Genomic DNA, 22,593 nt, shown 5'->3' on the forward strand with positions numbered 1-22,593 from the left:
GCGCAGGTCACCCCCCATGGCCGATCTCTTCGGATCCAGCGAGCCGGAACCGCCGCGCCGCAAGGCTGCGGACGACGACCTGACCGGGCGGCCTCTCGCCGACCGACTGCGGCCCCGCGCCTTGAGCGAGGTCGTCGGGCAGGACCACCTGACAGGATCCGACGGTCTTCTGACGCGCATGCTGGCCAGCGGTACGCTGGGATCCCTGATCCTGTGGGGACCGCCGGGCACGGGGAAGACGACGCTCGCGCGCCTTCTCGCCAATGAGACCGACTTTGCCTTCGAGCAGATTTCAGCGATCTTCTCGGGCGTCGCCGACCTCAAGAAAGTCTTCGAGTCCGCACGCGTGCGTCGCCTGAGCGGCCGGCGCACTCTGCTCTTCGTCGATGAGATTCACCGCTTCAATCGCGCACAGCAGGACAGCTTCCTGCCGGTGCTGGAGGACGGCACGGTCGTGCTCGTGGGCGCGACCACCGAGAACCCGAGCTTCGAGCTGAACGCGGCCCTTCTGTCGCGCGCTCGGGTCCTGGTTCTCCATCCGCATACGCAGGAGAGCCTTGCCAAGCTCCTGGAGCGGGCCGAGCGCATCGAAGGACGGTCGTTGCCGCTGGATGACTCGGCGCGTCTCTCGCTTCTGCGCATGGCGGACGGGGACGGGCGAGCCGTCCTGACGCTGGCCGAGGAGGCATGGCGCGCGGCGCGGCCGGGCGAGCGTCTCGACGAGGCCGCCCTGCAGCGGGTCCTGCAGCGCCGTGCGCCGATCTACGACAAGTCACAGGACGGCCACTACAACCTCATCTCCGCGCTGCACAAGTCGGTGCGCGGCTCCGATCCGGACGCCGCGCTCTACTACCTCTGCCGGATGCTCGACGCAGGCGAGGATCCGCTCTTTCTCGGCCGTCGCCTAGTGCGCATGGCGGTCGAGGATATCGGCCTTGCCGACCCGCAGGCTCTTGTCGTGTGCAATGCCGCCAAGGACGCCTACGACTTCCTCGGCAGTCCGGAGGGCGAGCTCGCGCTCGCGCAGGCGGCCGTCTATCTCGCGAGCGCGCCCAAGTCGAACGCCGTCTACGTCGCCTACAAGGCTGCGGTGCGAACCGCCAAGGAGAACGGCTCGCTCCCGCCGCCGCCCCACATCCTCAATGCGCCGACCAAGCTCATGAAGGACGAAGGCTACGGCAGCGGATACGAGTACGACCACGACAGGCCGGGCGCCTTTTCCGGTCAGGACTATTTCCCGGAGCGCCTCGGGCGGCAGACGTTCTACCATCCGACCGAACGGGGGGCGGAACGCGAGATCGGCCGGCGGCTGGCACATTGGGATGCGATCCGCCGTGAGCGTGCCGATCGCTCGGGCGACTGACACGCGTTCGTCCAACCAGGAGACCGTTCCTTGCTGCTGAACGTCCTGCTCGTCGCTCTCGGCGGCGCGACCGGCTCCGTGCTTCGCTATCTCGCCACTGTCGTGGCCACGCGGTGGCTGGGACCCGACTGGCCGTACGGCACGGTCTTCGTCAACATCACGGGTTCGTTTCTCATGGGGCTCGTCGTCGAGGCCATCGCGCGCCGCTTCGGCGCCTCGAACGAGCTGCGCCTTCTCGTGGCGACCGGCATTCTCGGCGGCTACACGACCTTTTCGTCCTTTTCGCTCGACGCGTCGATGCTCTGGGAGCGCGGCGATGGCTTGATGAGCCTGGGCTACGTCCTCCTCAGTGTCGGGCTCGGCATCTGCGCGCTGTCTGCCGGTCTCGCGCTCGGTCGGCATGCGTTTTGAGACCGCGCGAGGCCGTTTCGGTTTCGTTCCGGATGCGCTATTGCGGCCTTTAACGCGAAGAGGAGCCGGTATGTCGTCCGTTGAACAGATCAGGGTCGAGCCCGACGAGGCGGGTCTGCGCCTCGATCGATGGTTCAAGCTCCATTATCCCGGCCTCGGCTTCGGGCATCTCCAGAAGCTCCTGCGCTCGGGCCAAGTGCGCGTCGACGGGGGCCGGGCCAAGACGGATACGCGCATCGCGCCGGGGCAGGTGATCCGCATCCCGCCGATGGGCGCGGACGCCGCTCGCCTGAAGGTCGCCCCGCTCACCGCCAACACGATGCGCGACCGCAACGATGCGGACGTCCTCAGCCAGATGCTGATCTACGAGGACGAAAAGGTCTACGTCTTCAACAAGCCGGCGGGTCTGGCGGTGCAGGGCGGCTCGGGCGTGTCGCGCCACGTCGACATGATGCTGGAGGCCTGGCGCAACCGGAAGGGCGAGAAGCCCCGGCTCGTCCACCGCATCGACCGCGACACGACGGGCATCCTCGTGGTCGCGCGAACGCGCGGCGCGGCGGTGGCGCTCACCAGGGCCTTTCGCGAGCGCGACACGCGCAAGACCTACTGGGCGCTGGTGAAGGGCGTGCCGACACCGCACGAGGGTCGCATCTCGACCTATCTCGTGAAGGAGCAGACCATGGACGGCGACCGCATGCGGGTCGCTCGCCACGGCGACGAGGGGGCCGACCATGCCCTCTCGCACTACCGCGTCATCGATCAGGTCGCGCAGAACTACGCCTGGCTCGAGATGGAGCCCCATACCGGACGTACCCACCAGCTGCGCGTCCATGCCGCTCATATCGGCCATCCGATCCTGGGCGATCCGAAGTATTTCGAGGCCGACGCCAACTGGGACTTCCCCGGCGGCGTCCAGAACCGCCTCCACCTTCACGCACGCCGCATCGTCATTCCCCATCCCGACGGTGGCGGACGCCTGATCGACCAGATCGCGCCGCTGCCGCCGCACATGGTCCAGACGTGGAACCTCTTCGGTTTCGACGAGGCGGCGGAGAACGACTGAGCGCGATGAAGGCGATCCTCTTCGACTGCGACGGCACGCTGGCCGACAGCTTCGGCCTGATCTGCGAGACCATGCAGCGCTGCTTCGCCATCGCCGGATTGGCCGTTCCGGAGCGGCGGGCGATCGAGGGCATCATCGGCCTTTCGCTCGATCTTGCGATCCACCGGCTCGCGCCGACGGTTCGTCAGTCCGATTTGCCGGCGCTCGTCGACATATATCGGCAGGAGTTCCACCGCGCGCGGTCCGATCCGGCGTTCCGCGAGACCTTGTTCGAGGGTGTCGAACCCCTGCTGCGCCGGCTCGCTTCGCAGGACGACGCCCTCGTCGGCATGGTGACGGGCAAGTCCCGTCGCGGCGTTGCGAACGTCGTCGCGGCCCACGGACTCGAAGGCATCTTCCTCGCGGTCCGAACGGCCGACGACTGCCCGTCGAAGCCGCACCCGGCCATGGTGCTGGAGTGCTCCTCGGAGCTCGGCATCGATCCAGCCGAAACCGTCGTCGTCGGCGACGCGATCTACGACATGCAGATGGCGAACGCGGCCGGTGCTCGGGCGATCGGCGTGTCCTGGGGGGCATGCGAGCCGGCCGTGCTGACGGCGGCCGGCGCGCACGAGGTCGCCCTCGACGTGTCCGATCTGGAGCAGCGCCTCGCAGCCTTCTTGAGCCCGGCTCCCGTGATTCTCGAAACCGTTCTGGACTGACCTGCCGCCCATGCCCGACATGCCCGCCCGCCCGGAACTGCCGAAGCGCTTCTACACCGCGGTCGAGATCGCCGAGGATGCGGCCGGCTTTTCGGTGCGGCTCGACGGCCGGCCCGTTCGCACGCCGGCCCGCGCACCGTTGGCGCTGCCGACGCGCGAGGCGGCCGAGGGCGTTGCCGAGGAGTGGCGGAGCCAGCGCGACGTCATCGATCCCGGCACCATGCCCATCACGCGGCTCGCCAACACCGTCATAGACGGCGTCGTATCCAACCCCGATCCGATTCGGCAGGACCTTGCGCGTTACGCCGAGACCGACCTTCTCGCCTACCGCGCGGACGGACCGGATCGTCTCGTCCGGCGGCAGGCCGAGCAATGGGATCCGATCGTCCGCTGGGCCGAGGAGGAGGTCGCCGCGCTCTTCGCCACCGGCCAGGGCGTCATGTACGTCGCGCAGCCGCCTGAGACCGTCGCGGCGCTGCGCGCGCGTCTCGACCGCGAGACGGATCCGTTCCGGCTCGGGGCGCTGCACCAGGCGACGACCCTGACCGGGTCGCTGATCCTCGCGCTGGCGCTTGCGTCGGGTCGTCTTGATGCCGCCGCCGCATGGTCGCTCGCCCATGTGGACGAGGATTGGAACATCGAGCAGTGGGGCGAGGACGACGAGGCGAGGGCGCGTCGCGACGCACGCTTTGCCGACATGCGCGCGGCCGCCCTTCTGCTTGGCCGTCGCTGAGGATCAGATCCCCGCGAACCATTCGTAGCCGCGGTCTTCCCAGTATCCGCCGCTGCCCTCGCCATAGTCCCGCAGGCTGTCGGTCAGCGTGATGCCGGCGAGGAACTTCGCCATCTTGTACCCGAGCTGCCGTTCGACGCGCACGCGCAGCGGCGCGCCGTTGGAGACCGGAAGCGCGGCATCGTTCAGCCCGTAAGCGAGGATGGTCTGCGGGTGGCGCGCGTCCACGAGGTCGATCGACTCGTAGTACCGCACGGGACCCAGGAAACCGTTCTCCATTGTGTCGAGGCAGGAGAAGACCGCGTATCGCGCCTGCGGCTTAACACGGGCCTGATCGAGCAGCCCCGCGAGCGGCGTTCCCGTCCACTTGGCGATGCAGCTCCAGCCTTCGACGCAGTCGTGCCGGGTGATCTGCGTTCGGCTCGGCATGGCACGCAGATCGTCGAGCGACAGGCTGAGGGGGCGATCCACCATCCCGTCGACCGTCAGGCGCCAGGACGCGAAGTTCTCGCGCGCAAGGGCTATGTAGTCCGCGTCCTGCGGGCTCACCGTGCCGTTCGGGCGCATCGGCTGGCGGATCTCGCTTGCGGCGAACTCGGGCGCGAGCTGGTCGGAACGCAGCAGCAGGCGCTGCGCGCGATAGGTGAGGTCGTTCGCCTCTTCCAAGACGTTCCGGGCGGCCGAGTCGGACGCGACGAGCGGATCGAAGCAGCCCGAGAGCGGAAGCGTCGAGGCGAGCCCGAGACCCGTGAGGAAACGGCGGCGATCGAGGCGGAGGGTCACGGCTTCGTCTCCTCGGGATCGATTCGCATGCGGCCGGTGATCATCGAGCGCAACTCGTTGAAGGGACCGGCCAGGATCACCATCACGATATGAACGACGAAGAAGGCGACCAGCGACAGCATCACGACGAAGTGGATGGTGCGGGCGGTCTGGCGACCTCCAAAGAGATCCAGCGTCCAGGGCGCGAGGGCATTGAAGCCGGGCGACATCGTGAGCCCCGTCAGGATCATCAGCGGCAGCGCGACGAAGAGCACTCCGAAATAGGACAGTTTCTGCAGCGGGTTGTAGGAGCGGCCGTGGTGGAGCCGCAGCCGTGCATGGTCGGCGACGTCGCGAGGCAGGGCCTTCAGGTCGCGCCCGCGCGGCAGGAGATCGCGCAGCAGATGACGGTTCGCGATGCTCGCAACGAGCCAGACGAGAAGTGTCGTGCCTAGCACCCAGGCGAAGAAGAAGTGAACGACGCGCCCCGAGGCCAGGTCGCGATAGGTCGGGATCACCATCGAGCCCGGAAAGGACTGCGGCACCAGTTGGCCGTCCTGCCAGACCGCTCCGAGCCACCCCGTCGTGTCGAATCGATGGCCGAAGAGATTGGTCACGCCGCGCATCGCGCCGTTCTCGACCACCGCACCGATCGAAAGGATGCTGTTGTCGAACTGGAAGCCGGACTGCGCGCCGATATAGAGGTCCGGGCGCGCCATGAAGATCTGCAGGCCCGACAGCAGCAGGAAGAAGAGCGCGACGGCCCAGATCCAGTGTGTGAGACGGGTCCAGATCGACTGCCGTTGGACGACTGGACCGTTTCGTGGGGCTATGAGCTTCATCGCGGGAATCCGAACCGGGGTATGCGGAAGATACGCAGTGTCATGGCCGACGGTTTCGGCGCCATTGCGAGGTTCAGGTCATCTGCGCCAAACGTCGCAGCGCCAGGTCAAGCTGGTTGCGGAAGCGCGCCCGGTCCGCGCCTGTGAAGGCGGCGTTCAGTCCCCGACTCTCACCGGTCTCCCGAAGGTGCTGGTTGAAAGCGCGCATCGACAGGGCAGCGCCGATCGATTCCGTCGTGAACGGCCGGCCGTTGGGATTGAGTACCGTCGCCCCGCGCTCGAGGGCACGCGCCGCCAGCGGAATGTCGGCCGTCACCACCGTGTCTCGCGCACCGGCCTCCTCGGCGATCCAGTCGTCCGCGGCATCGGCACCCGCGCCGACCACGACGATTCGCGCGCCGGGATAGCGCGAGGGCCGGATGCCGCCGTTCGACACGAGAACCAGCTCGGCTCCGAATCGATCGGCCACTTCCAGCGCCTCGTCCTTCACCGGACAGGCATCGGCATCCACGAGAACGCGCAGCGGCTTCTGGCTCATGCCAGCGTTCCGGGCGCCGCGACCGATGCGCCGAAGACGCGCTCGAAGCTTGCGCGCAGCACCATGTCCACCTCGGTCATCGAGACCGGGACGCCCAGATCCACGAGGCTCGTCACCCCGTACCCCTGGATGCCGCAGGGCACGATGCCTTTGAAATGCGAGAGATCGGGATCGACGTTGAGGCTGATGCCGTGGAAGCTCACCCAGCGCCGAACGCGGATACCGATCGCGGCGATCTTGTCCTCGGCCGGCGAACCGTCCGGGAGAGGCGGGCGCTCCGGCCGGCGAACCCAGACGCCGACCCGGTCCTCGCGCCGCTCGCCGCGCACCTGGTATTGGGCCAGCGTATCGATGATCCAACGCTCCAGCGCGGCGACGAAGCGGCGCACGTCGGACCCGCGTCGGCGCAGGTCCAGGAGGACGTAGGCCACGCGCTGCCCTGGGCCATGGTATGTGTATTCGCCGCCGCGTCCGGTTTGGAAGACCGGAAAGCGGGCCACGTCGAGAAGGTCTTCGGCGCGCGCGCTCGTGCCGGCGGTGTAGATCGGCGGATGTTCGAGCAGCACGACCGCCTCGGCCGCCTCGCCCCGCGCGATCGCCGCCGCGCGATCGTCCATGAAGGCGAGTGCGGCGTCGTAGGGCACGGGTTCGTCGAGAACGATCCACTCCACCGCCGCTCCGTCGTCGCGGGGAAGGGCGGTCGGCTCGACCTGGAGGCGGGAACTGCTCGGCATGTCCATGAAGGGGTTCTAGCCTTTCAGGGCAGGGCGTTCCAGCTTCGCGCCAGTCCCGGCATCGCCTTTCACGTCGAAGATCGCTTTTGGGGCTTGTGCCCCCCATGAGCGTTTGTTACATCGCCGCCACCGCACCAGACGGAGCGGGAACACGGCGTGCGGTCGTGGCGGAATTGGTAGACGCGCAGCGTTGAGGTCGCTGTGGGGCAACCCGTGGAAGTTCGAGTCTTCTCGACCGCACCAGTGTTCTTTCGGCAACCTCGCCGGTCTCCCCACCATACAGATTGAGAGTTTTTAATCCCCGGGCGGGCTTCCGTTCGAGGGTTGATTTGCCGTGCTTGCCAGCCTCCCCGCAGGCGCATAAGGAACGGCACCCGAACCCACCGATGCCGGAACATGCCATGGACTTCGCCGCCGCCCGCGTGAAGATGGTCGACAACCAGATCCGCACGACGGACGTCACGACGCACGACTTGCTGCGCGCCTTTCTGACCGTGCCGCGCGAGCTTTTCGTGCCCGACGCCCGCAAGCCGCTCGCCTATATCGACGAGGACCTGCCGCTCGGCGTCGCGGACCGCTACCTCATGGAGCCGTCGCCGTTCGCCAAGCTTCTGCAGATGGCCTCGATCCTGCCCGGCGACACCGTGCTCGACGTCGGCTGCGGTACCGGCTACGGCGCGGCCGTGATGGCGAAGGTCGGCTTGCATGTCGTCGCGCTGGAGGAGGATGAGACGCTCGCGGAGACGGCGCGGGCGGCCTTGCGCGAGGCGGGGGCGGCCAATGTCGAGGTCGTGACGGGCCCTCTCACGGCCGGCCATGCGGCGGGCGCGCCCTACGACGTGATCGTTCTGGAGGGGGCGGTCGACGAGGTGCCGGATGTCTTCTTCGAGCAGCTGCGAGAGCGTGGCCGGCTCGTGACCGTGGTCGGCTCCGGCCTTTCGGCCATGGCGAAGCTCTACACGAAGGAAGACGGCATCGTCTCCGACCGGTTCGGCTTCAACTGCAGCCTCAAGCCGCTTCCCGGCTTCCGGCGCGAGCGCGGTTTCGTATTCTAGGCCAAGGGGCGCCGCGCATGGCGCGGCGCAAGCTTTACAAACGTCTTGTGTTTTAGACGGGTCACACTTGGTCGCGATTCCGGTGTACTTCGTAACTCCACGCTAGCATTTCGTTGGCGTGCGGTTCATGTCGATGGGGAAGCATATCCCGTCCGCCCGTCCCGTTCCGCCGCCGCTGCGGAGTTCGGTTTCGTAACGGTTCGTGACGGGGGAACTCGGAGTGAACATTTGCGCAAGCGTTCCTGGATTCTGGCAGCTGTTTCCGCCGCCCTCCTCGTCGGAACGGCATCGGGCGCGAGCGCCGAAACCCTGCGGGGCGCGCTCGCCAAGTCCTACACCAACAACCAAGACCTGAACTCCGCCCGCGCGCAGTTGCGCGCGACCGATGAGAACGTCACGCAGGCGCGTGCTGGGCTCCGGCCGACCGTCGCCGCGACCGCGGACGCGCAGGCCAGTCGCTCGCGGACCACGTTCGGTGACAACCTCCCCAACCAATCGAGCCGGACCGGTGCGCTCGTCGGCGGCATCCAGATCAACCAGACGATCTTCGACGGGTTTCAGACGCCCAACAACGTCAACGCCCAGCAGGCGCAGGTGAGGGCGGCTCAGGAGAATCTGGCCAACACGGTCCAGAACACGCTTCTGAGCACCGTTCAGGTCTACATGAACGTTCGTCGCGACCGCGAGATCGCTGCGTTCCGCCAGCAGAACCTGAACTTCCTCAACGAGCAGGTGCGCGCGGCGGACGCGCGCTTCCAGGTCGGCGAGGGCACCCGTACGGACGTCGCCCAGGCTCAGGCTCAGCAGGCGCTGGCCACCGCGCTCCTCAACACCGCTCTCGCGCAAGTCGCCTCCAGCGAGGCGCAATATCTCGATGTCGTCGGCGATCCGCCGACGCAGCTCGAGGCCGGCAACCTGCCGCCGTCCGCGATCATCCCGTCCAGCGTCGCGCGTGCTCTCGACGTTTCCCAGCAGGAGCATCCGGCGATTCTGGCGAACCAGTTCGCCGTGGATGCCGCGTCCTTCCTCGTGAAGTCGGCCGAAGGGCGTCGCCTGCCGACCGTCGCGGTCCAGGGGTCGGTGAACAATACCTACGCGCTCAGCGACACGACGCCGAATTCCGCGAACCTTCCGGGCGTGGACGTCCTCACGCAGAACGAGGTCACCGGCACGGTCACGGCCCGTCTGTCGGTTCCGATCTACCAGGGCGGTCTCGTCTCCTCGCAGGTGCGCCAGGCCAAGGAGGTCGTGAGCCAGCGGCGGATCGAGGTCGACGGAATCCGCGACCAGGTCCGCTCGGCGGTGGCGACCGCCTGGGCGCAGCGCCAGGCGGCGATCGCGAACGTCCAGGGCTACAAGGCTCAGGTCTCCGCAGCGCAGCTGGCGCTCAACGGCGTCGTCGAGGAGCGCAACGTCGGCCAGCGCACGACGCTCGACGTCCTGAACGCGCAGTCCGACGTCATCACGGCGCAGATCCTCCTCGCCGGTGCCCAGCGCGACGCCGTGGTCGCGGCCTACCAGCTTGCCTCCGCCATCGGTCGTCTTTCGCCGCAGCGCCTGTCGCTGAACGTCGCGACCTACGATCCGGAAGAGCACTACCAGCAGGTCCAGGACAAGTGGTACGGCCTGCGCACCCCGGACGGTCGCTGACGCGCCTGCGTTAAAAATCCGTTACGAACGCGATTCCTGCAGTCCGGCGCATTCAATTCCTCGGTCATCGGCGCTAGCTTGATGGCACGAGGAATCGGCGCGGGCAGGGCGCCGAAAAGGGCGGATGCGAAAACGTCATGAGTAAACCCAGCATCGCGCAGGAACCATCCATGGACGAGATCCTGGCGTCGATCCGCCGGATCATCGAGACCGGAGAGGACCGCGCCGGCACGACGTCCCGCCAGGACGATTCAGCTGCGGAAGCGCCGCCCGCCCGTGCGGCATCCGGGCTTCCCCGGTTGCCGGAACGCTTCGACACGCGCGATCTGCCGCCCGGCCATCGTGCGTCCAATCCCGTTCTTGCGGCCGCGGCCTCCGACGTGTCGAGCCGCATCACGGCCTCGATGCCCGAGGCTACGTCGATTTCCGAAGCCTCCCAGGCTCCGGCCGAACTCGACGACGACGCGCGACTGACGGCGAATCTCGAGGAGGAGCTTGCCGCGACCTGGGATCAGCCGGCCGCCGAACAGCCGCCGCAACCCGAACCCGAACCGGAGATCGCCGCCGCCCTGCCGCAATCCCCGTCGCCAACGGAAGGCTCACAGCCCATGTCCGACATGCCGTCCTACGAGCGCCGTCCCGAGTTTCATCCGGCTCCGGTCGCCGAGCCTCACGCGGAGCAGCCGGTCAGCAACGCTGAGCGTGGGAGTTTCAGCCCGGCGAACAGCGACCGGCCGCTTCCCTTGAGCGATGAGCGCTACGAGCCTGTGACCCTGCCTTTGACCTCGGAGGCGACCGGCACCCTTGTCGCGGCCTCGTTCAGTGATCTTGCCCAGGCGATCCGCTCCGGCGAGCTTCGCTCGATCGAGGCGATGGCGCAGGAGATGCTGCGCCCGATGCTGCAGGAATGGCTCGACGACAATCTGCCGCGCATGGTCGAGCGCCTCGTGCGCGAGGAAATCGAGCGCATGTCCCGCGGCGGGCGCCGCTAGCCGGCGAGCCCTTCCATCCAGTGCAAGTACGGGGGCCGGTTTCATTGATTCCGGCCCCCGTTCGCGTTAACCGGGGCGGCTCGTGCCAACTCGGATTCTCTCATGATCGACAAGACCTTCGACGCCGCCGCCGTGGAACCGCGGATCGCGGAGCGGTGGGAGGCGGCGGACGCCTTCCGCGCCGGTGCCGGCGCTCGTCCGGGGGCTCCGGCCTTCTCGATCGTGATCCCCCCGCCCAACGTCACCGGCTCGCTCCATATCGGCCATGCGTTGAACAACACGCTGCAGGACGTGCTCGTCCGGCATCGCCGCATGTTGGGCGACAACGTGCTTTGGCAGCCCGGCCTCGACCATGCCGGCATCGCGACGCAGATGGTTGTCGAGCGCCAGCTCGCCGAGCGGCAGGAGCCGCATCGCCGCGAGATGGGGCGTGAGGCGTTCATCGACCGCGTCTGGTCGTGGAAGGGCGAGTCGGGCGGGGCGATCCTGCGCCAGCTCCGGCGTCTGGGCGCGTCCTGCGACTGGTCGCGCGAACGCTTCACGATGGACGAGGGCCTGTCGCGCGCGGTGCGCCGCGTCTTCGTGCAGCTCTATCGCGACGGCCTGATCTACAAGGATCGCCGACTGGTCAATTGGGACCCGAAGCTGCGGACCGCCATCTCGGACATCGAGGTCGAGCAGCACGAGGTGAAGGGCTCGCTCTGGCACTTCCGCTATCCCGTGGAAGGGCGGAACTACGATCCCGAGAACGCCAATACCTTCATCACGGTCGCGACCACGCGCCCGGAGACCGTGCTTGGCGATACGGCCGTCGCCGTGAACCCCGAGGACGACCGCTACCGCAACCTCGTGGGACAGCATGTCCGCCTGCCGCTGATCGGGCGTGTCATCCCGATCGTCGCCGACGACTACGCCGACCCCGAGGCGGGATCGGGCGCGGTCAAGATCACGCCGGCCCACGATTTCAACGACTTCGAGGTCGGCAAGCGGCACGACCTGCCCCGCATTAACGTGCTGTCGCCTGACGCGCGCATCGCGATCCGCGACAATCCTGACTTCGCGGAGGGTCTGTTTGCCGACGATGCCGAGCGCGCCATCGGCATGTTCGAGGGGCTCGACCGCTTCGCGGCCCGCAAGCTTCTCGTCGAGTGGATGGCGGAGGAGTGCTATCTCGCCAAAATCGACGACCATGTCCACATGGTCCCCCACGGCGACCGTGGTGGCGTGCCGCTCGAGCCGTTCCTGACGGACCAATGGTATGTCGATGCCGCGACGCTCGCGCGGCCGGCCATCGCGGCGGTGCGCGAGGAGCGCACGACCTTCGTCCCGCGCAACTGGGAGAAGACCTACTTCGACTGGATGGAGAACATCGAGCCCTGGTGCATCTCGCGCCAGCTCTGGTGGGGGCATCAGATCCCGGCCTGGTACGGGCCGGACGGCACCGTCTTCGTGGACGAGGACGAGGATGCGGCCGCCGCCGCCGCGCTTGCCCACTACGTGACCAACGGCACGATCACCGACGCGCGCGCACGAGAGCTCGCCGAGAACGCGGAGGAGCGGGCGGCCTTCCTCACGCGTGACGAGGACGTGCTGGACACGTGGTTCTCGTCCGGCCTTTGGCCCTTCTCGACGCTGGGCTGGCCCGACCGGACGCCGGAACTCGAGACCTACTACCCGACCAATGTCGTGGTGTCGGGCTTCGACATCATCTTCTTCTGGGTCGCCCGGATGATGATGATGGGCCTCTACGTTACGGACGAGGTGCCGTTCCGCACCGTCTACATGCACGCCCTCGTTCGCGACAAGAACGGCGCGAAGATGTCGAAGTCCAAGGGCAACGTCATCGATCCGCTCGATCTCGTCGACGAGTTCGGAGCCGATGCCCTGCGCTTCACGCTGACGATCCTCGCCGCGCAGGGACGCGATGTGAAGCTCGATCCGCAGCGTATCGCGGGCTACCGCAACTTCGGCACCAAGATTTGGAACGCGACGCGCTTCGCCGAGATGAACGGCGCGATCCACGGCGTAGCGGTCGATCCGCAGACGCTGCGCGAGCCGGTCAACCGCTGGGCGCTGAGCGAGCTGTCCGTCGCGATCCGTGAGATCGACACGGCCTTGGCCGCCTATCGCTTCAACGATGCGGCAAGCGCCGTCTACCGCTTCGCCTGGAACGTCGTGTGCGACTGGTATGTCGAGCTGACGAAGCCGATCTTCCTCGGCGCGGACGAGATGGCGAAGGAGGAGACGCGGCGCGTCACCGGCTTCATCCTGGACCAGCTCTACGCGCTGCTTCATCCGATGATGCCCTTCCTGACCGAGGAGCTGTGGGCGGTCACCGCGCCCGACGGCGCGTCCCGTCCGAACCTGCTCTGCCACACCGCTTGGCCGACGCTCGACTATCGCGACGAGAGCGCGGCCGAGGACCTGAACTGGCTTGTCGAGATGGTCGGGACCATCCGCTCGGTGCGCTCGCAGATGAACGTTCCGGCGGGGGCCGAAGCGCCGATCGTGGCTGTCGGCGCGTCGGCGGCGACCATGGAGCGCCTGGAGCGGCACGGGGCGGCCCTTGCGCGACTCGGCCGCGTCAGCGCCACGTCTGCTGCCTCGGTGGCGCCCGACCAGTCGGCGCAGTTCGTGCTCGGCGGCGAGACCTTTGCGCTGCCGCTCGCCGGCATGATCGACATTGCCGCCGAGAGGACCCGCTTGTCCAAGGCCGCCGTCAAGGCCCGAGGCGAGGTCGAGCGCATCGACCGCAAGCTCGCCAACGAGCGTTTCGTCGCCAGCGCACCCGAAGAGGTCGTCGACCAGGAGCGCGAGAAGCGCCGCGATTACGCGTCCGAGGTCGAGAAGCTCGACGCCGCGATCGCGATGCTGGGCTGACTGAGCGGGGCTCCGGCCCCGCTGTCTCCCCCGCGCAACTATCCCGAACTCTTCCGTAAACGGAAGAGTTTGTGGCGCTTTGGTGACAGCCTGCATCGCAGCGGTTAGCGAGCCGTATCGGTCCCGTTTAGCATGTTGATGCAGGGCGTTAGGACGAAGCCTTCCTTGTCCGGTCGAAGAGCACCTTGGGGCTCGCCACGTTTCTAGCTGCAGATCGCCATATTCCCAACGCCGGTCCGACATGACAGGTTCGCGCCAGACGGGAACCCCAGAGTTCCCGCAAGGCGTCGATTGGGGGAACGGACATGGCGTATTGGGGACGTTGGCTGGCGGGAACCGCGCTGGCCGTCGGACTGGGAAGCGGAACGGCCTTGGCGGGCGGCTTCCAGCGCGGTGTCGCCGATACCGACACCCTCTACGAGAACGGCGAGTTCGTCACGCGGCTCGGCTTCACCTACGTCTCGCCGGAGCGTGGGTTCACGAGCGTCAACGGCGTGGCCGGCGACTTCGGCGATTATACCGGCACCTATCGCATTCCCAGCGTCGCGCTGAAGTATGGCGGCGACATGGGAGCCTGCGTCGGCAACTACACCGAGTCCTTTGCGGCCGAGGGCGACTATTCGGGCCTGCCCGGCGGCGCGCAGCCTGCTCCGATCGGCGGCGGCTCACGGGTGCGCAACCTCGAGTTCCAGTCGAACGAGGTAAGCGCGACCTGCCGCGTCAGCTACTCGACCAACGGCATGCGCTTCAGCCTGCTCGGCGGCATCTACGGCGAGGACTTCGCGTTCCAGGGCGAAAGCCTCGCGACGCGCAACATCGCCACGACGCTGCCGGTCGCCCTCCAGGGCGCGCTGACCCGGGCCAATGCCCAATTGCTCCTTCCGGTCTCCGTCAGCGTCGACACGAGCGACGACGTGAGCGTCGGCTACCGCATCGGTGCCGCCTTCGAGATTTCCGAATACGCACTGCGCGCGCAGGTCCTCTACCGTTCCGAGGTCCAGCATGACGGCATTGCGGGCACGGGCAACGTCGCGTCCACCGGATCGGCCTTCGTCCGGGTCGCGGACGGTCGCGAGGTATCCGTTCCGACTGCACTCGGCGCGCTCGGGATCGCCGCGCCGCCCGCGCTTCTCGGCGCGCTTCCGGCGCCAGGCACGGTGCTCGCCTCCGGTCTTCCCGCGTTCCAGAACACGGCGACCAGTCCACAGAGTCTCTACGTGAACGCGCAGATGGGCATCGCCGAGGGCACGCTTCTTCTCGCCTCGTTCCGCTGGACCGACTGGAGCACGAACCGCGCGGTGGTCACCACCACGGCGGGCGCGTCGAGCGTCAGCCCCTACTATTGGAACGACGGCTATACGGCCTCGATCGGCATCGGCCGCGCCTTCAACGAGCGCGTCTCGGGTTCGGTCTCCATCGGCTATGACAGCGGCGTGTCCACCGGGGCCGAGACCACATATACCGATCTCTACACCCTGTCCGGCGGCCTTTCGCTCAAGGACAGCTGGGCGGAGCTGCGCGTGGGAGGCCTGATCGGCTACTGGACCGACGGGAGCCAGAGCATCAGCCGGGGCGCCATCTATAACGGCACGGTTGGCGACGACTGGGTCTATGCGGCATCGGCGTCGCTCAAGCTGACCTTCTAACGCTTTTCCCCACGATCCACATCGCAAAGGCGTCCCTCGCGGGGCGCCTTTTTCGTTTGTGAATCAGGCGGTTCGAACAGAAAGCTCACTTCAAACCAAGGCTCTGTTGGAAAGCTGCAACAGTATGGCTTCGTTGCATCGCATATGGTGGGGACGTCGTATCCCGCGCCGTGGTCCCGCCATAAAGCAGGGGCAACCCCGTAGGGTAAGGCGAACGGCAGGCAAGAGCCGCGCCGTCAGCGGTACGGGCACGCAAGGCCCGGAGCCGGGCGAGGGACGATGGACGCTACCAACCTGATTTTGCGGGTGGCTGGGACCGGGCGAAGCCCGCTCTTCCATCACGCACGGCGTCCGTCGGATTGGCAGATGGATGCTCATGCGCGCTAGCCGGATCCTCGCGGGAATCATCGTCCTGAAGTTCGTCGCGGCGACCCCAGCCCTGGCGCTCGATCCCGCCGTTCTCGCGGCAACGCCGCCCTCGCCCTCGCCCCGCGAGATGCTCTCGATGGGCTTCGCCGCCTACAAGCGAGGCGAGAAGGCGGAGGCGATCGAGGCGCTGCAGCAGGCGGCCGAGCGCGGTCATCCCGGCGCACGCTGGAAGCTCGGCATGATGTACGCCGCCGGCGACGGCGTGAAGGAAGACGACTACCAGGCCTTCCAGATGTTCGAGGAGATCGTCCGCGATCAGGACGACGACACGGCCTCCTCGCCGAACGCGGCCTATGTCGCAAGTGCCGTCGTGGCGCTCGCCGCCTACATGCGCGAGGGCATTCCGAACAGTCCTGTCGCGGCCGATCCAGGGCAGGCGCGCCAACTCTATGCCCATGCCGCGACGTATTTCGGCGACGCCGAGGCGCAGTTCGAGCTCGGTCGGATGCTGCTGGCCGGCGAGGGCGGCAAGAGCAATCCCCGGCAGGCCGCACGCTGGTTGAAGCTCGCGGCGGCCAAGGGCTATGCCAAGGCCGAGGCTCTGCTCGGCTATCTTCTATTCGATGGTGAGGCGATCTCGATGCGGGCGGACCCCGCTCGCGGTCTCGCCATGCTGACGCGGGCCCTGCGTCTGGCGTCTATCAAGGACCGCGAGTGGATCCGTCCGCTGCAGGAGGAGGCCTTCTCGCTCTCCACCGAGGACGACCGGCGCCTCGCCCTGACGGACGCCCAGAGTCCCCATTGAGCCGCGAGGGTGTGCGCCGCCCCTCAAGCTCGCAGGTCGACCACCACCGGTACGTGATCCGAAGGCTTCTCCCAGCCGCGCACGTGACGGTCGATCGAGACACCCTGCAGGCGTACCGCCGCTTCCGGCGACAGCAGGACGTGATCGATCCGGATGCCGTTGTTCTTCGGCCAGGACCCGGCCTGATAGTCCCAGAACGTGTAGGTTTCGCCGGCGTCGCTCGCCGCTCGCACCGCGTCCGTGAGGCCGAGGTGGAGAAGGCGTCGGTAGGCCGCGCGGCTCTCCGGCTGGTAAAGTGCGTCGTTCGTCCAGGCGGCCGGCTCGCGCACGTCCTCGGGCTGGGGAATGACGTTGTAGTCGCCCATCAGGACGAAGGGCAGTTCTTCCTCGAGGCGCGTCTTGGCATGTGCTTCGAGCCGCGCCATCCAGTCGAGCTTGTAGGTGAATTTCTCGGTGCCGAGCGGATTGCCGTTCGGCAGATACAGGCAGGCGACGCGCACCCGCCCGCCGTCCAGCGCGTAGACCGCCTCGATGAAGCGCGACTGCTCGTCTCCGGGCGCGCCCGGTAGTCGACGCTCGAGCGAGAGCGGTGCCACCTTCGACAGGAGCGCCACGCCGTTGAAGCCCTTCTGGCCGTGCGTCTCGACATGCCAGCCGCGCTTCTCGAGTTCCGCTCGCGGAAGCTGCTCGTCGACGCTCTTGATCTCCTGCAGTCCCACCACGTCGGGCTGACGCTCGTCGAGCCACGCGAGAAGAGCGTCCAGGCGAGCCTTGACGCCGTTGATGTTCCAGGTGGCGACGAGCATGCGATGTTCCGGGAAGGCGGGGTCAGACCGCGAAGGACGTGCCGCAGCCGCAGGAGGCGACGGCGTTCGGATTGCGGATCTGGAAGGACTGACCCATCAGATCGTCCACGAAGTCGATCACCGCGCCGTCCATGAAACCGAGCGATACGGGATCGATCAGGACCCGCGCGCCGGCGTGCTCGATCACGACGTCGTCGCTCTCATGCTCGTGCGTCAGATCGAACTTGTAGGAGAAGCCCGAGCAGCCCCCGCCCTCGACGGAGATGCGCAACGCATCGTCCTCTGAAGTCTTGGCAAGGATCGCGAGGATCCGGCGGGCGGCGGCGTCGGAAACGGTGACGGGGGCGGCGAGCGTCTCGCTCATGGCGTGGGATCCGGCGGGACGAGGCCGGCCTTCTGCTTGTTGGAGGCTGCCGCCTAACGTATGGACGAGGGGGACGAGGGTCAACGTCACGGTTCGGCGATGGACCGTTTCGAACCGGCTCGCGAACCGCCGTCACCGGACACGCCCATGGCCGCCTTCTCCCCGTCGTCGATCGGCTTCGGCCGTGATGGTCTCGCTTCCTTCGCGGCTCCCGCGCAGGCGAGCCGCGGCCGGTTGTTCCCGGAGCCCGACAGCCGCACGCGCACGCCCTTCCAGCGCGACCGGGACCGCATCGTCCATTCCACGGCGTTCCGGCGGCTGAAGCACAAGACGCAGGTCTTCGTCGCCTACGAGGGCGACCACTTCCGCACGCGGCTCACCCATACGATCGAGGTCTCGCAGATCGCCCGGGCGTTTGCTCGCGCGCTGCGCCTCGACGAGGACCTGACCGAGGCGGTTGCGCTCGTCCACGATTTCGGCCACACGCCTTTCGGGCATGCCGGCGAGCGGGCGCTCAACCGGCGCATGGCGTCGTTCGGCGGCTTCGACCACAACGCTCAGTCGCTCAGGATCGTCACGGCGCTTGAGCGTCGTTACGCCGAGTTCGACGGTCTGAACCTGTGTTTCGAGACGCTCGAAGGGCTGGTCAAGCACAACGGGCCCTTGGCCGGGCTGCATGCCGACGGCGCCGAGCCCGTGCCCCAACCGATCCTCGACTTCGACCGCCTGTTCCCGCTCGACCTCGACCGGTTCGCGAGCCTCGAGGCGCAAGCGGCCGCGATTTCTGACGATATCGCCTATAACACACATGACCTCGACGACGGCCTGCGGGCCGGACTGATCCAGCTCGACGACCTCGCCGAACTGGATCTCGCCGGCGATATCCTGCGCGAGGTGCGCGGCCGCTATCCCGATCTCGATCCCGTGCGCACCTCGCACGAGATCATGCGCCGACACATCACGCGAATGGTCGAGGACGTGATCGACGCCACGCAGGTGCGTCTTGCCGATGACGCGGTCGGCTCGATCGAGGATGTTCGCGGCGCGCGCCGGACGCTTCTCGACTTCTCTCCGACGATGCGGGCCGCCGTCGCCCAGACGCGGCGCTTCCTCTTCGCCCGCGTCTACCGCGATCCGAGCGTGATGAGCGTCATGGATCGTGCGGAGACGGTGGTCGAGGAGCTGTTCGACGCGTTCGTGGCCGAGCCGCGCCTCATGCGCGGCGACTGGAGCGCCGAGGTGCCGCTCGAAGGCGAGCGACTGGCGCGGCGCGTCTCGGACTACCTGTCCGGCATGACCGACAGCTACGCCATGGGCGAGCACCGCCGCTTGTTTGACGCTACCCGCGAATTGGGCTAGCGCGCCGGTTTCGCTGCGCCGCCGACATGTCGTCGGCCGGTGCGCCGACACCGATCACAGAGCCGGAACGAAACCCATGAACATCTTCGCCGACTTCGAGCAGCGCATCGCGCGGACCGTGCGATCGACGCTCGACGAGTTGGGCATCGGCGAAGCCGACCTGTCGCGCCTCGCGGTCGAGCCGCCGCGCGACGCCGCGCACGGAGACCTTGCGACGAACGCGGCGATGGTCCTCGCCAAGCCGCTCGGCCAGAAGCCGCGCGAGCTGGCCGAACGCTTCGCGGACGCGCTCCGGCAGGACGCCGACGTCGCCTCCGTCGAGATCGCGGGTCCCGGCTTCATCAATCTGCGCCTCATCCCGGACTTCTGGATCCGGCACCTTCACGACATCCTGCGGCTCGGGCCGGACTATGGGCGCGGCGAGCCGACGGGACATCGCCTCAACGTCGAGTACGTCTCGGCCAATCCGACCGGTCCGCTGCATGTCGGCCATTGCCGGGGCGCGGTGGTGGGCGACACGATCGCCAATCTCGCGGCCTTCGCGGGCGACGAGGTGACCAAGGAATACTACATCAACGACGCGGGCGAGCAGGTGAACGTCCTCGCGCGCTCCGCCATGCTGCGCTACCGCGAGGCGCTCGGCGAGACGATCGGCGAGATCCCGCCCGGCCTCTATCCCGGCGATTACCTGAAGACGGTCGGCGCGGCGCTTTCGATGCGCTACAAGCGGGAACTCCTCGACATGGGCGAGGAGGAGTGGCTGCCGATCGTGCGCTCCTACGCGATCGCCGCGATGATGATGACCATCCGCGATGACCTCAAGGCGCTGAGCATCCAGCAGGATGTCTTCTTCTCCGAGCGCACGCTTCACGAGGGCGAGGCCAGCCGCATCCGCACCGCGATCACGGACCTGCGCGAGCGCGGCTTCGTCTACGAGGGACGTCTGCCGCCGCCCAAGGGGCAGCTGCCGGAGGACTGGGAGGATCGCGAGCAGACGCTCCTGCGCTCGACCGACGTCGGCGACGACGTCGACCGGCCGCTCATCAAGTCGGACGGCGCCTACACCTACTTCGCCGCTGACGTCGCCTACTTCGCCGACAAGTTCGCCCGCGGCTTCGACGAGATGGTCTACGTGCTGGGCGCCGATCACGGGGGCTATGTGAAGCGGCTCGAAGCGGTGGCGAAGGCGGTGGCCGGCGGGAAGGCGACCGTCGACGTCATCCTGTGCCAACTCGTGAAGCTGTTCCGCGACGGCGAGCCCGTGCGCATGTCGAAGCGGTCGGGCGAATTCGTCACGCTGCGCGACGTCGTGGACGAGGTCGGCCGGGACGCCGTGCGCTTCATGATGCTGTTCCGCAAGAGCGATGCGCCGCTCGACTTCGACTTCCGGAAGGTGACCGAGCAGTCCAAGGACAATCCGGTCTTCTACGTCCAGTACGCCCACGCGCGAACGGCCTCGATCATGCGGCAGGCCGAGGGCGAGGGGATCGACGTCTCGGCGGTGGCCGGTCTCGACGCGTCGGCGCTGGCGCGCCTCGGCGACGAGGGCGAGATCGCGCTGGTCCGAAAGCTCGCCGAGTTCCCGCGCCTCGTCCAGGCGGCGGCCGCCGCGCGCGAGCCGCACCGGGTGCCCTTCTATCTCTACGACCTCGCCCAAAGCTTCCACGCCCAGTACAATCGCGGCAAGGACCAGCCGGGCCTGCGCTTCGTGCGCGCGGACGACCATGACCTGACGCTCGCGCGCCTGGCGCTGGTGCGGGCGGTGGGGAATGTGGTGGCGTCCGGTCTCGCGCTGACCGGTGTCTCGGCGCCCGACGAGATGCGCTGAGACGACGGTCTTCGGCGCGCCAACCATCCTTTGAACAACATCGGTTGCCAATCGTCGGCTCGGGGACCCGAGGGATGACGGTCGCTCGGCTCGCATCAGGACCGAGACCACGATCACGGCTCGGTGTTGCTCTATGCGCAAGGTTCGCCCCGCATAGTGTGCGTTCGGAAGGGGCGGGCCGTTCAGTCCCGCGAGGGGTCGATTGCGATGAAGCCTACAAACGAGTCTTTGGGCGGCGGCGCGCCGCGAAAGGATCCGTTCGGCGACCTCGTGCGGGCGGTCGAGGGCGGTGGCGCACGGACCGTGGCCGGCGGCGAGCCGGTCTATTCCGGCTTCGAGCCCGTCGAGGTTCCACTCCAGTCCAACTGGGACAGCTTCACCTACGAGCGTGCGAGCACGCCGCGCCGCGCGCCCATGCAGGCTGCCGCCATCACGTCGGTCGGCGCTCCGGGCGTGTCGGGCGAAATGCGCCTCGACGCCGCGGACGTAGATATCCAGATCGACGAGGCCTTGCGCGGCCTCAGCAGTCCGGCGCGCCCGCGCGTCAATGCCCCAGCCGAGACGCAGTCCTTCGCGCCCGCCCGTCAGGCCGACGACCATGCCGTGCAGGGTGGTCGGACGCTCGATGACTTCGACGAACTGATCGCCAGCGAGCTCGCGGCGATGCGCACCGCGCCCGTGCAGGACGAGGACGAGGGCTACTACGCGGATTACGAGGACGAGGATCGCTATGTGCCGCCGCGCCGGGTTGTGCGCGGACGCAGCATCGCCATGACCGTGGGCGGCGTTGCCGCCGTCGTGGTGCTGGGGGCGGTGGGTGTGCTCGCCTTGTCCGGCTCCATGCCCGTGGGCGGCGTCAACGACGGTCCGCTTCTCATCAAGGCGGACGCCGAACCCTTCAAGGTCGCTCCGGCCGATCCCGGCGGACGCTCGATCCCGAACCAGAACAAGGCCGTCTACGGAAGCGTCGCGGGCGGCCCCGTCGCCGCGCCCACCCAGCATGAACTGGTGACGGCGATCGAGGAGCCGCTCGACATCGCCGAGGACGAGCCGCCCGCCGATGCGCTTCCGGGCGTCGAAGTGGGCGAGGACGTTCCGCTTCCCGGCGACACGCCGAAGCAGGTTGCCGAGCGCACCCCGGAGAACGAGACGCTGCAACCGCGCAAGGTTCGGACCCTGACGGTCCGTCCCGACGGCACTCTCGTGGCCTCCGACGCGCCGGCCGATGCTGCTGGTGCGTCCGCGATGCTGCCGGCCTCGTCGTCGGCGCATGCGGCGGTGCTCGATCCGGTCGCCGGCATCGCGCCATCCATGCCGTTCGGCGACGATGCCGCGATGACCACGGCCTCCACGGCTCCGGCTGCCGACGACGTCGCCTCCGCGACGCCTACGCCTGCGACCAACGGTATCGCCGATGCGCCGCGCGTCGGTGAGGGGTTCTACGTCCAGATCTCGTCCCAGCCGAGCGAGGCGGCGGCACGCGACTCACTGTCGAGCCTGACGCGCCGCTTCGCCGGCCAGATCGGATCTCGCGGCGTCGGCATCCGCACGGCCGAGATTCCGGGCAAGGGCACGTTTTACCGCGTCCGCGTCGCGGCCGAGACCCGCGATGAGGCTGTCCAGCTTTGCGAAACCCTGAAGTCGGCCGGCGGAAGCTGCTTCGTGACGCGTTGACGGTCGGCGCGGCCGCCG

Annotated in this window: 20 protein-coding genes and 1 tRNA gene; 15 read left to right on the plus strand and 6 right to left on the minus strand. The window is 67.8% G+C overall.

What is annotated here, in order from left to right; translation table 11 throughout:
- Nucleotides 1-16: 16 nt before the first annotated feature.
- The 5 genes from AUL35_RS16615 (at nucleotide 17) to AUL35_RS16635 (ending at nucleotide 4,271) form a co-directional block, all read left to right on the plus strand.
- Nucleotides 17-1,363 (plus strand): replication-associated recombination protein A, encoded by a 1,347-nt coding sequence (locus AUL35_RS16615; RefSeq protein ID WP_062016742.1) that lies wholly within the window; start codon nucleotides 17-19, stop codon nucleotides 1,361-1,363.
- A 33-nt stretch (nucleotides 1,364-1,396) separates the two neighbouring features.
- Entirely contained in the window at nucleotides 1,397-1,774 is a 378-nt protein-coding gene (gene crcB / locus AUL35_RS16620) for a fluoride efflux transporter CrcB (RefSeq protein ID WP_062016830.1), read from the plus strand.
- A gap of 70 nt (nucleotides 1,775-1,844) precedes the next feature.
- Nucleotides 1,845-2,837 (plus strand): RluA family pseudouridine synthase, encoded by a 993-nt coding sequence (locus tag AUL35_RS16625; RefSeq protein ID WP_062016744.1) that lies wholly within the window; start codon nucleotides 1,845-1,847, stop codon nucleotides 2,835-2,837.
- Between the two features lie 5 nt (nucleotides 2,838-2,842).
- Nucleotides 2,843-3,538 (plus strand): HAD-IA family hydrolase, encoded by a 696-nt coding sequence (locus AUL35_RS16630; protein WP_062016746.1) that lies wholly within the window; start codon nucleotides 2,843-2,845, stop codon nucleotides 3,536-3,538.
- A gap of 10 nt (nucleotides 3,539-3,548) precedes the next feature.
- Complete coding sequence (locus AUL35_RS16635; RefSeq protein ID WP_062016748.1) at nucleotides 3,549-4,271, plus strand: ATP12 family chaperone protein; 723 nt, start codon at nucleotides 3,549-3,551, stop codon at nucleotides 4,269-4,271.
- Nucleotides 4,272-4,274: 3 nt separating this feature from the next.
- On the opposite strand, the gene AUL35_RS16640 is transcribed toward AUL35_RS16635, so the two are convergent.
- The 4 genes from AUL35_RS16640 to lipB all read right to left on the minus strand — a co-directional run bounded on the left by AUL35_RS16640 (nucleotide 4,275) and on the right by lipB (nucleotide 7,153).
- Nucleotides 4,275-5,054 carry a molybdopterin-binding protein gene (locus AUL35_RS16640; protein WP_062016750.1) on the minus strand — a complete coding sequence of 260 codons (780 nt, stop codon included), beginning with the start codon at nucleotides 5,052-5,054 and terminating at the stop codon, nucleotides 4,275-4,277.
- Nucleotides 5,051-5,875: a cytochrome b/b6 domain-containing protein gene (locus AUL35_RS16645; RefSeq protein ID WP_062016752.1), complete on the minus strand. Its 825-nt coding sequence runs from the start codon at nucleotides 5,873-5,875 to the stop codon at nucleotides 5,051-5,053. The genes AUL35_RS16640 and AUL35_RS16645 overlap by 4 nt, the downstream gene beginning before the upstream one ends.
- 73 nt (nucleotides 5,876-5,948) lie before the next feature.
- Nucleotides 5,949-6,413 (minus strand): YaiI/YqxD family protein, encoded by a 465-nt coding sequence (locus AUL35_RS16650; protein ID WP_062016754.1) that lies wholly within the window; start codon nucleotides 6,411-6,413, stop codon nucleotides 5,949-5,951.
- A complete protein-coding gene (gene lipB, locus AUL35_RS16655; protein ID WP_062016755.1) occupies nucleotides 6,410-7,153 on the minus strand; it encodes a lipoyl(octanoyl) transferase LipB in 744 nt (247 codons plus the stop codon). Before lipB ends, AUL35_RS16650 begins: the two co-directional genes overlap by 4 nt.
- A 152-nt stretch (nucleotides 7,154-7,305) precedes the next feature.
- On the opposite strand from lipB, the gene AUL35_RS16660 reads away from it, so the two are divergent.
- The 7 genes from AUL35_RS16660 (at nucleotide 7,306) to AUL35_RS16690 (ending at nucleotide 16,544) form a co-directional block, all read left to right on the plus strand.
- A tRNA-Leu gene (locus AUL35_RS16660) sits at nucleotides 7,306-7,390 on the plus strand.
- Nucleotides 7,391-7,548: 158 nt separating this feature from the next.
- The gene (locus AUL35_RS16665; protein WP_062016832.1) at nucleotides 7,549-8,202 is read left to right on the plus strand and encodes a protein-L-isoaspartate O-methyltransferase; all 654 of its coding nucleotides are present in this window, start codon (nucleotides 7,549-7,551) and stop codon (nucleotides 8,200-8,202) included.
- 228 nt (nucleotides 8,203-8,430) lie between these two features.
- Nucleotides 8,431-9,852 carry a TolC family outer membrane protein gene (locus AUL35_RS16670; RefSeq protein ID WP_062016757.1) on the plus strand — a complete coding sequence of 474 codons (1,422 nt, stop codon included), beginning with the start codon at nucleotides 8,431-8,433 and terminating at the stop codon, nucleotides 9,850-9,852.
- 170 nt (nucleotides 9,853-10,022) lie between these two features.
- A complete protein-coding gene (locus AUL35_RS16675) occupies nucleotides 10,023-10,844 on the plus strand; it encodes a PopZ family protein (RefSeq protein WP_062016759.1) in 822 nt (273 codons plus the stop codon).
- A gap of 102 nt (nucleotides 10,845-10,946) precedes the next feature.
- Entirely contained in the window at nucleotides 10,947-13,724 is a 2,778-nt protein-coding gene (locus AUL35_RS16680) for a valine--tRNA ligase (RefSeq protein WP_062016761.1), read from the plus strand.
- A 305-nt stretch (nucleotides 13,725-14,029) separates the two neighbouring features.
- Nucleotides 14,030-15,370: a long-chain fatty acid transporter gene (locus AUL35_RS16685; protein WP_062016763.1), complete on the plus strand. Its 1,341-nt coding sequence runs from the start codon at nucleotides 14,030-14,032 to the stop codon at nucleotides 15,368-15,370.
- 391 nt (nucleotides 15,371-15,761) lie between these two features.
- Nucleotides 15,762-16,544, plus strand: a complete 783-nt coding sequence (locus tag AUL35_RS16690) for a tetratricopeptide repeat protein (RefSeq protein ID WP_374754500.1) — start codon at nucleotides 15,762-15,764, stop codon at nucleotides 16,542-16,544.
- Nucleotides 16,545-16,567: 23 nt separating this feature from the next.
- Here the strand turns inward: AUL35_RS16690 and xth are convergent, their stop codons facing one another.
- Nucleotides 16,568-17,350, minus strand: coding sequence for an exodeoxyribonuclease III (gene xth / locus AUL35_RS16695; RefSeq protein ID WP_062016765.1), 783 nt, complete (start codon nucleotides 17,348-17,350; stop codon nucleotides 16,568-16,570).
- 22 nt (nucleotides 17,351-17,372) lie between these two features.
- Nucleotides 17,373-17,714, minus strand: a complete 342-nt coding sequence (locus AUL35_RS16700) for an iron-sulfur cluster assembly accessory protein (RefSeq protein ID WP_062016767.1) — start codon at nucleotides 17,712-17,714, stop codon at nucleotides 17,373-17,375.
- A 147-nt stretch (nucleotides 17,715-17,861) separates the two neighbouring features.
- Between AUL35_RS16700 and AUL35_RS16705 the strand changes: the two genes are divergently transcribed.
- From AUL35_RS16705 to AUL35_RS16715, 3 genes are all read left to right on the plus strand, one after another.
- Nucleotides 17,862-19,073: a deoxyguanosinetriphosphate triphosphohydrolase gene (locus tag AUL35_RS16705; protein WP_062016769.1), complete on the plus strand. Its 1,212-nt coding sequence runs from the start codon at nucleotides 17,862-17,864 to the stop codon at nucleotides 19,071-19,073.
- A gap of 76 nt (nucleotides 19,074-19,149) precedes the next feature.
- Complete coding sequence (argS, locus tag AUL35_RS16710; RefSeq protein WP_062016771.1) at nucleotides 19,150-20,901, plus strand: arginine--tRNA ligase; 1,752 nt, start codon at nucleotides 19,150-19,152, stop codon at nucleotides 20,899-20,901.
- A gap of 207 nt (nucleotides 20,902-21,108) precedes the next feature.
- Nucleotides 21,109-22,575, plus strand: coding sequence for an SPOR domain-containing protein (locus AUL35_RS16715; RefSeq protein WP_156418043.1), 1,467 nt, complete (start codon nucleotides 21,109-21,111; stop codon nucleotides 22,573-22,575).
- Nucleotides 22,576-22,593: the final 18 nt, after the last annotated feature.

It is taken from the genome of Aureimonas sp. AU4 (assembly GCF_001463765.1).
GTDB lineage: Bacteria > Pseudomonadota > Alphaproteobacteria > Rhizobiales > Rhizobiaceae > Aureimonas.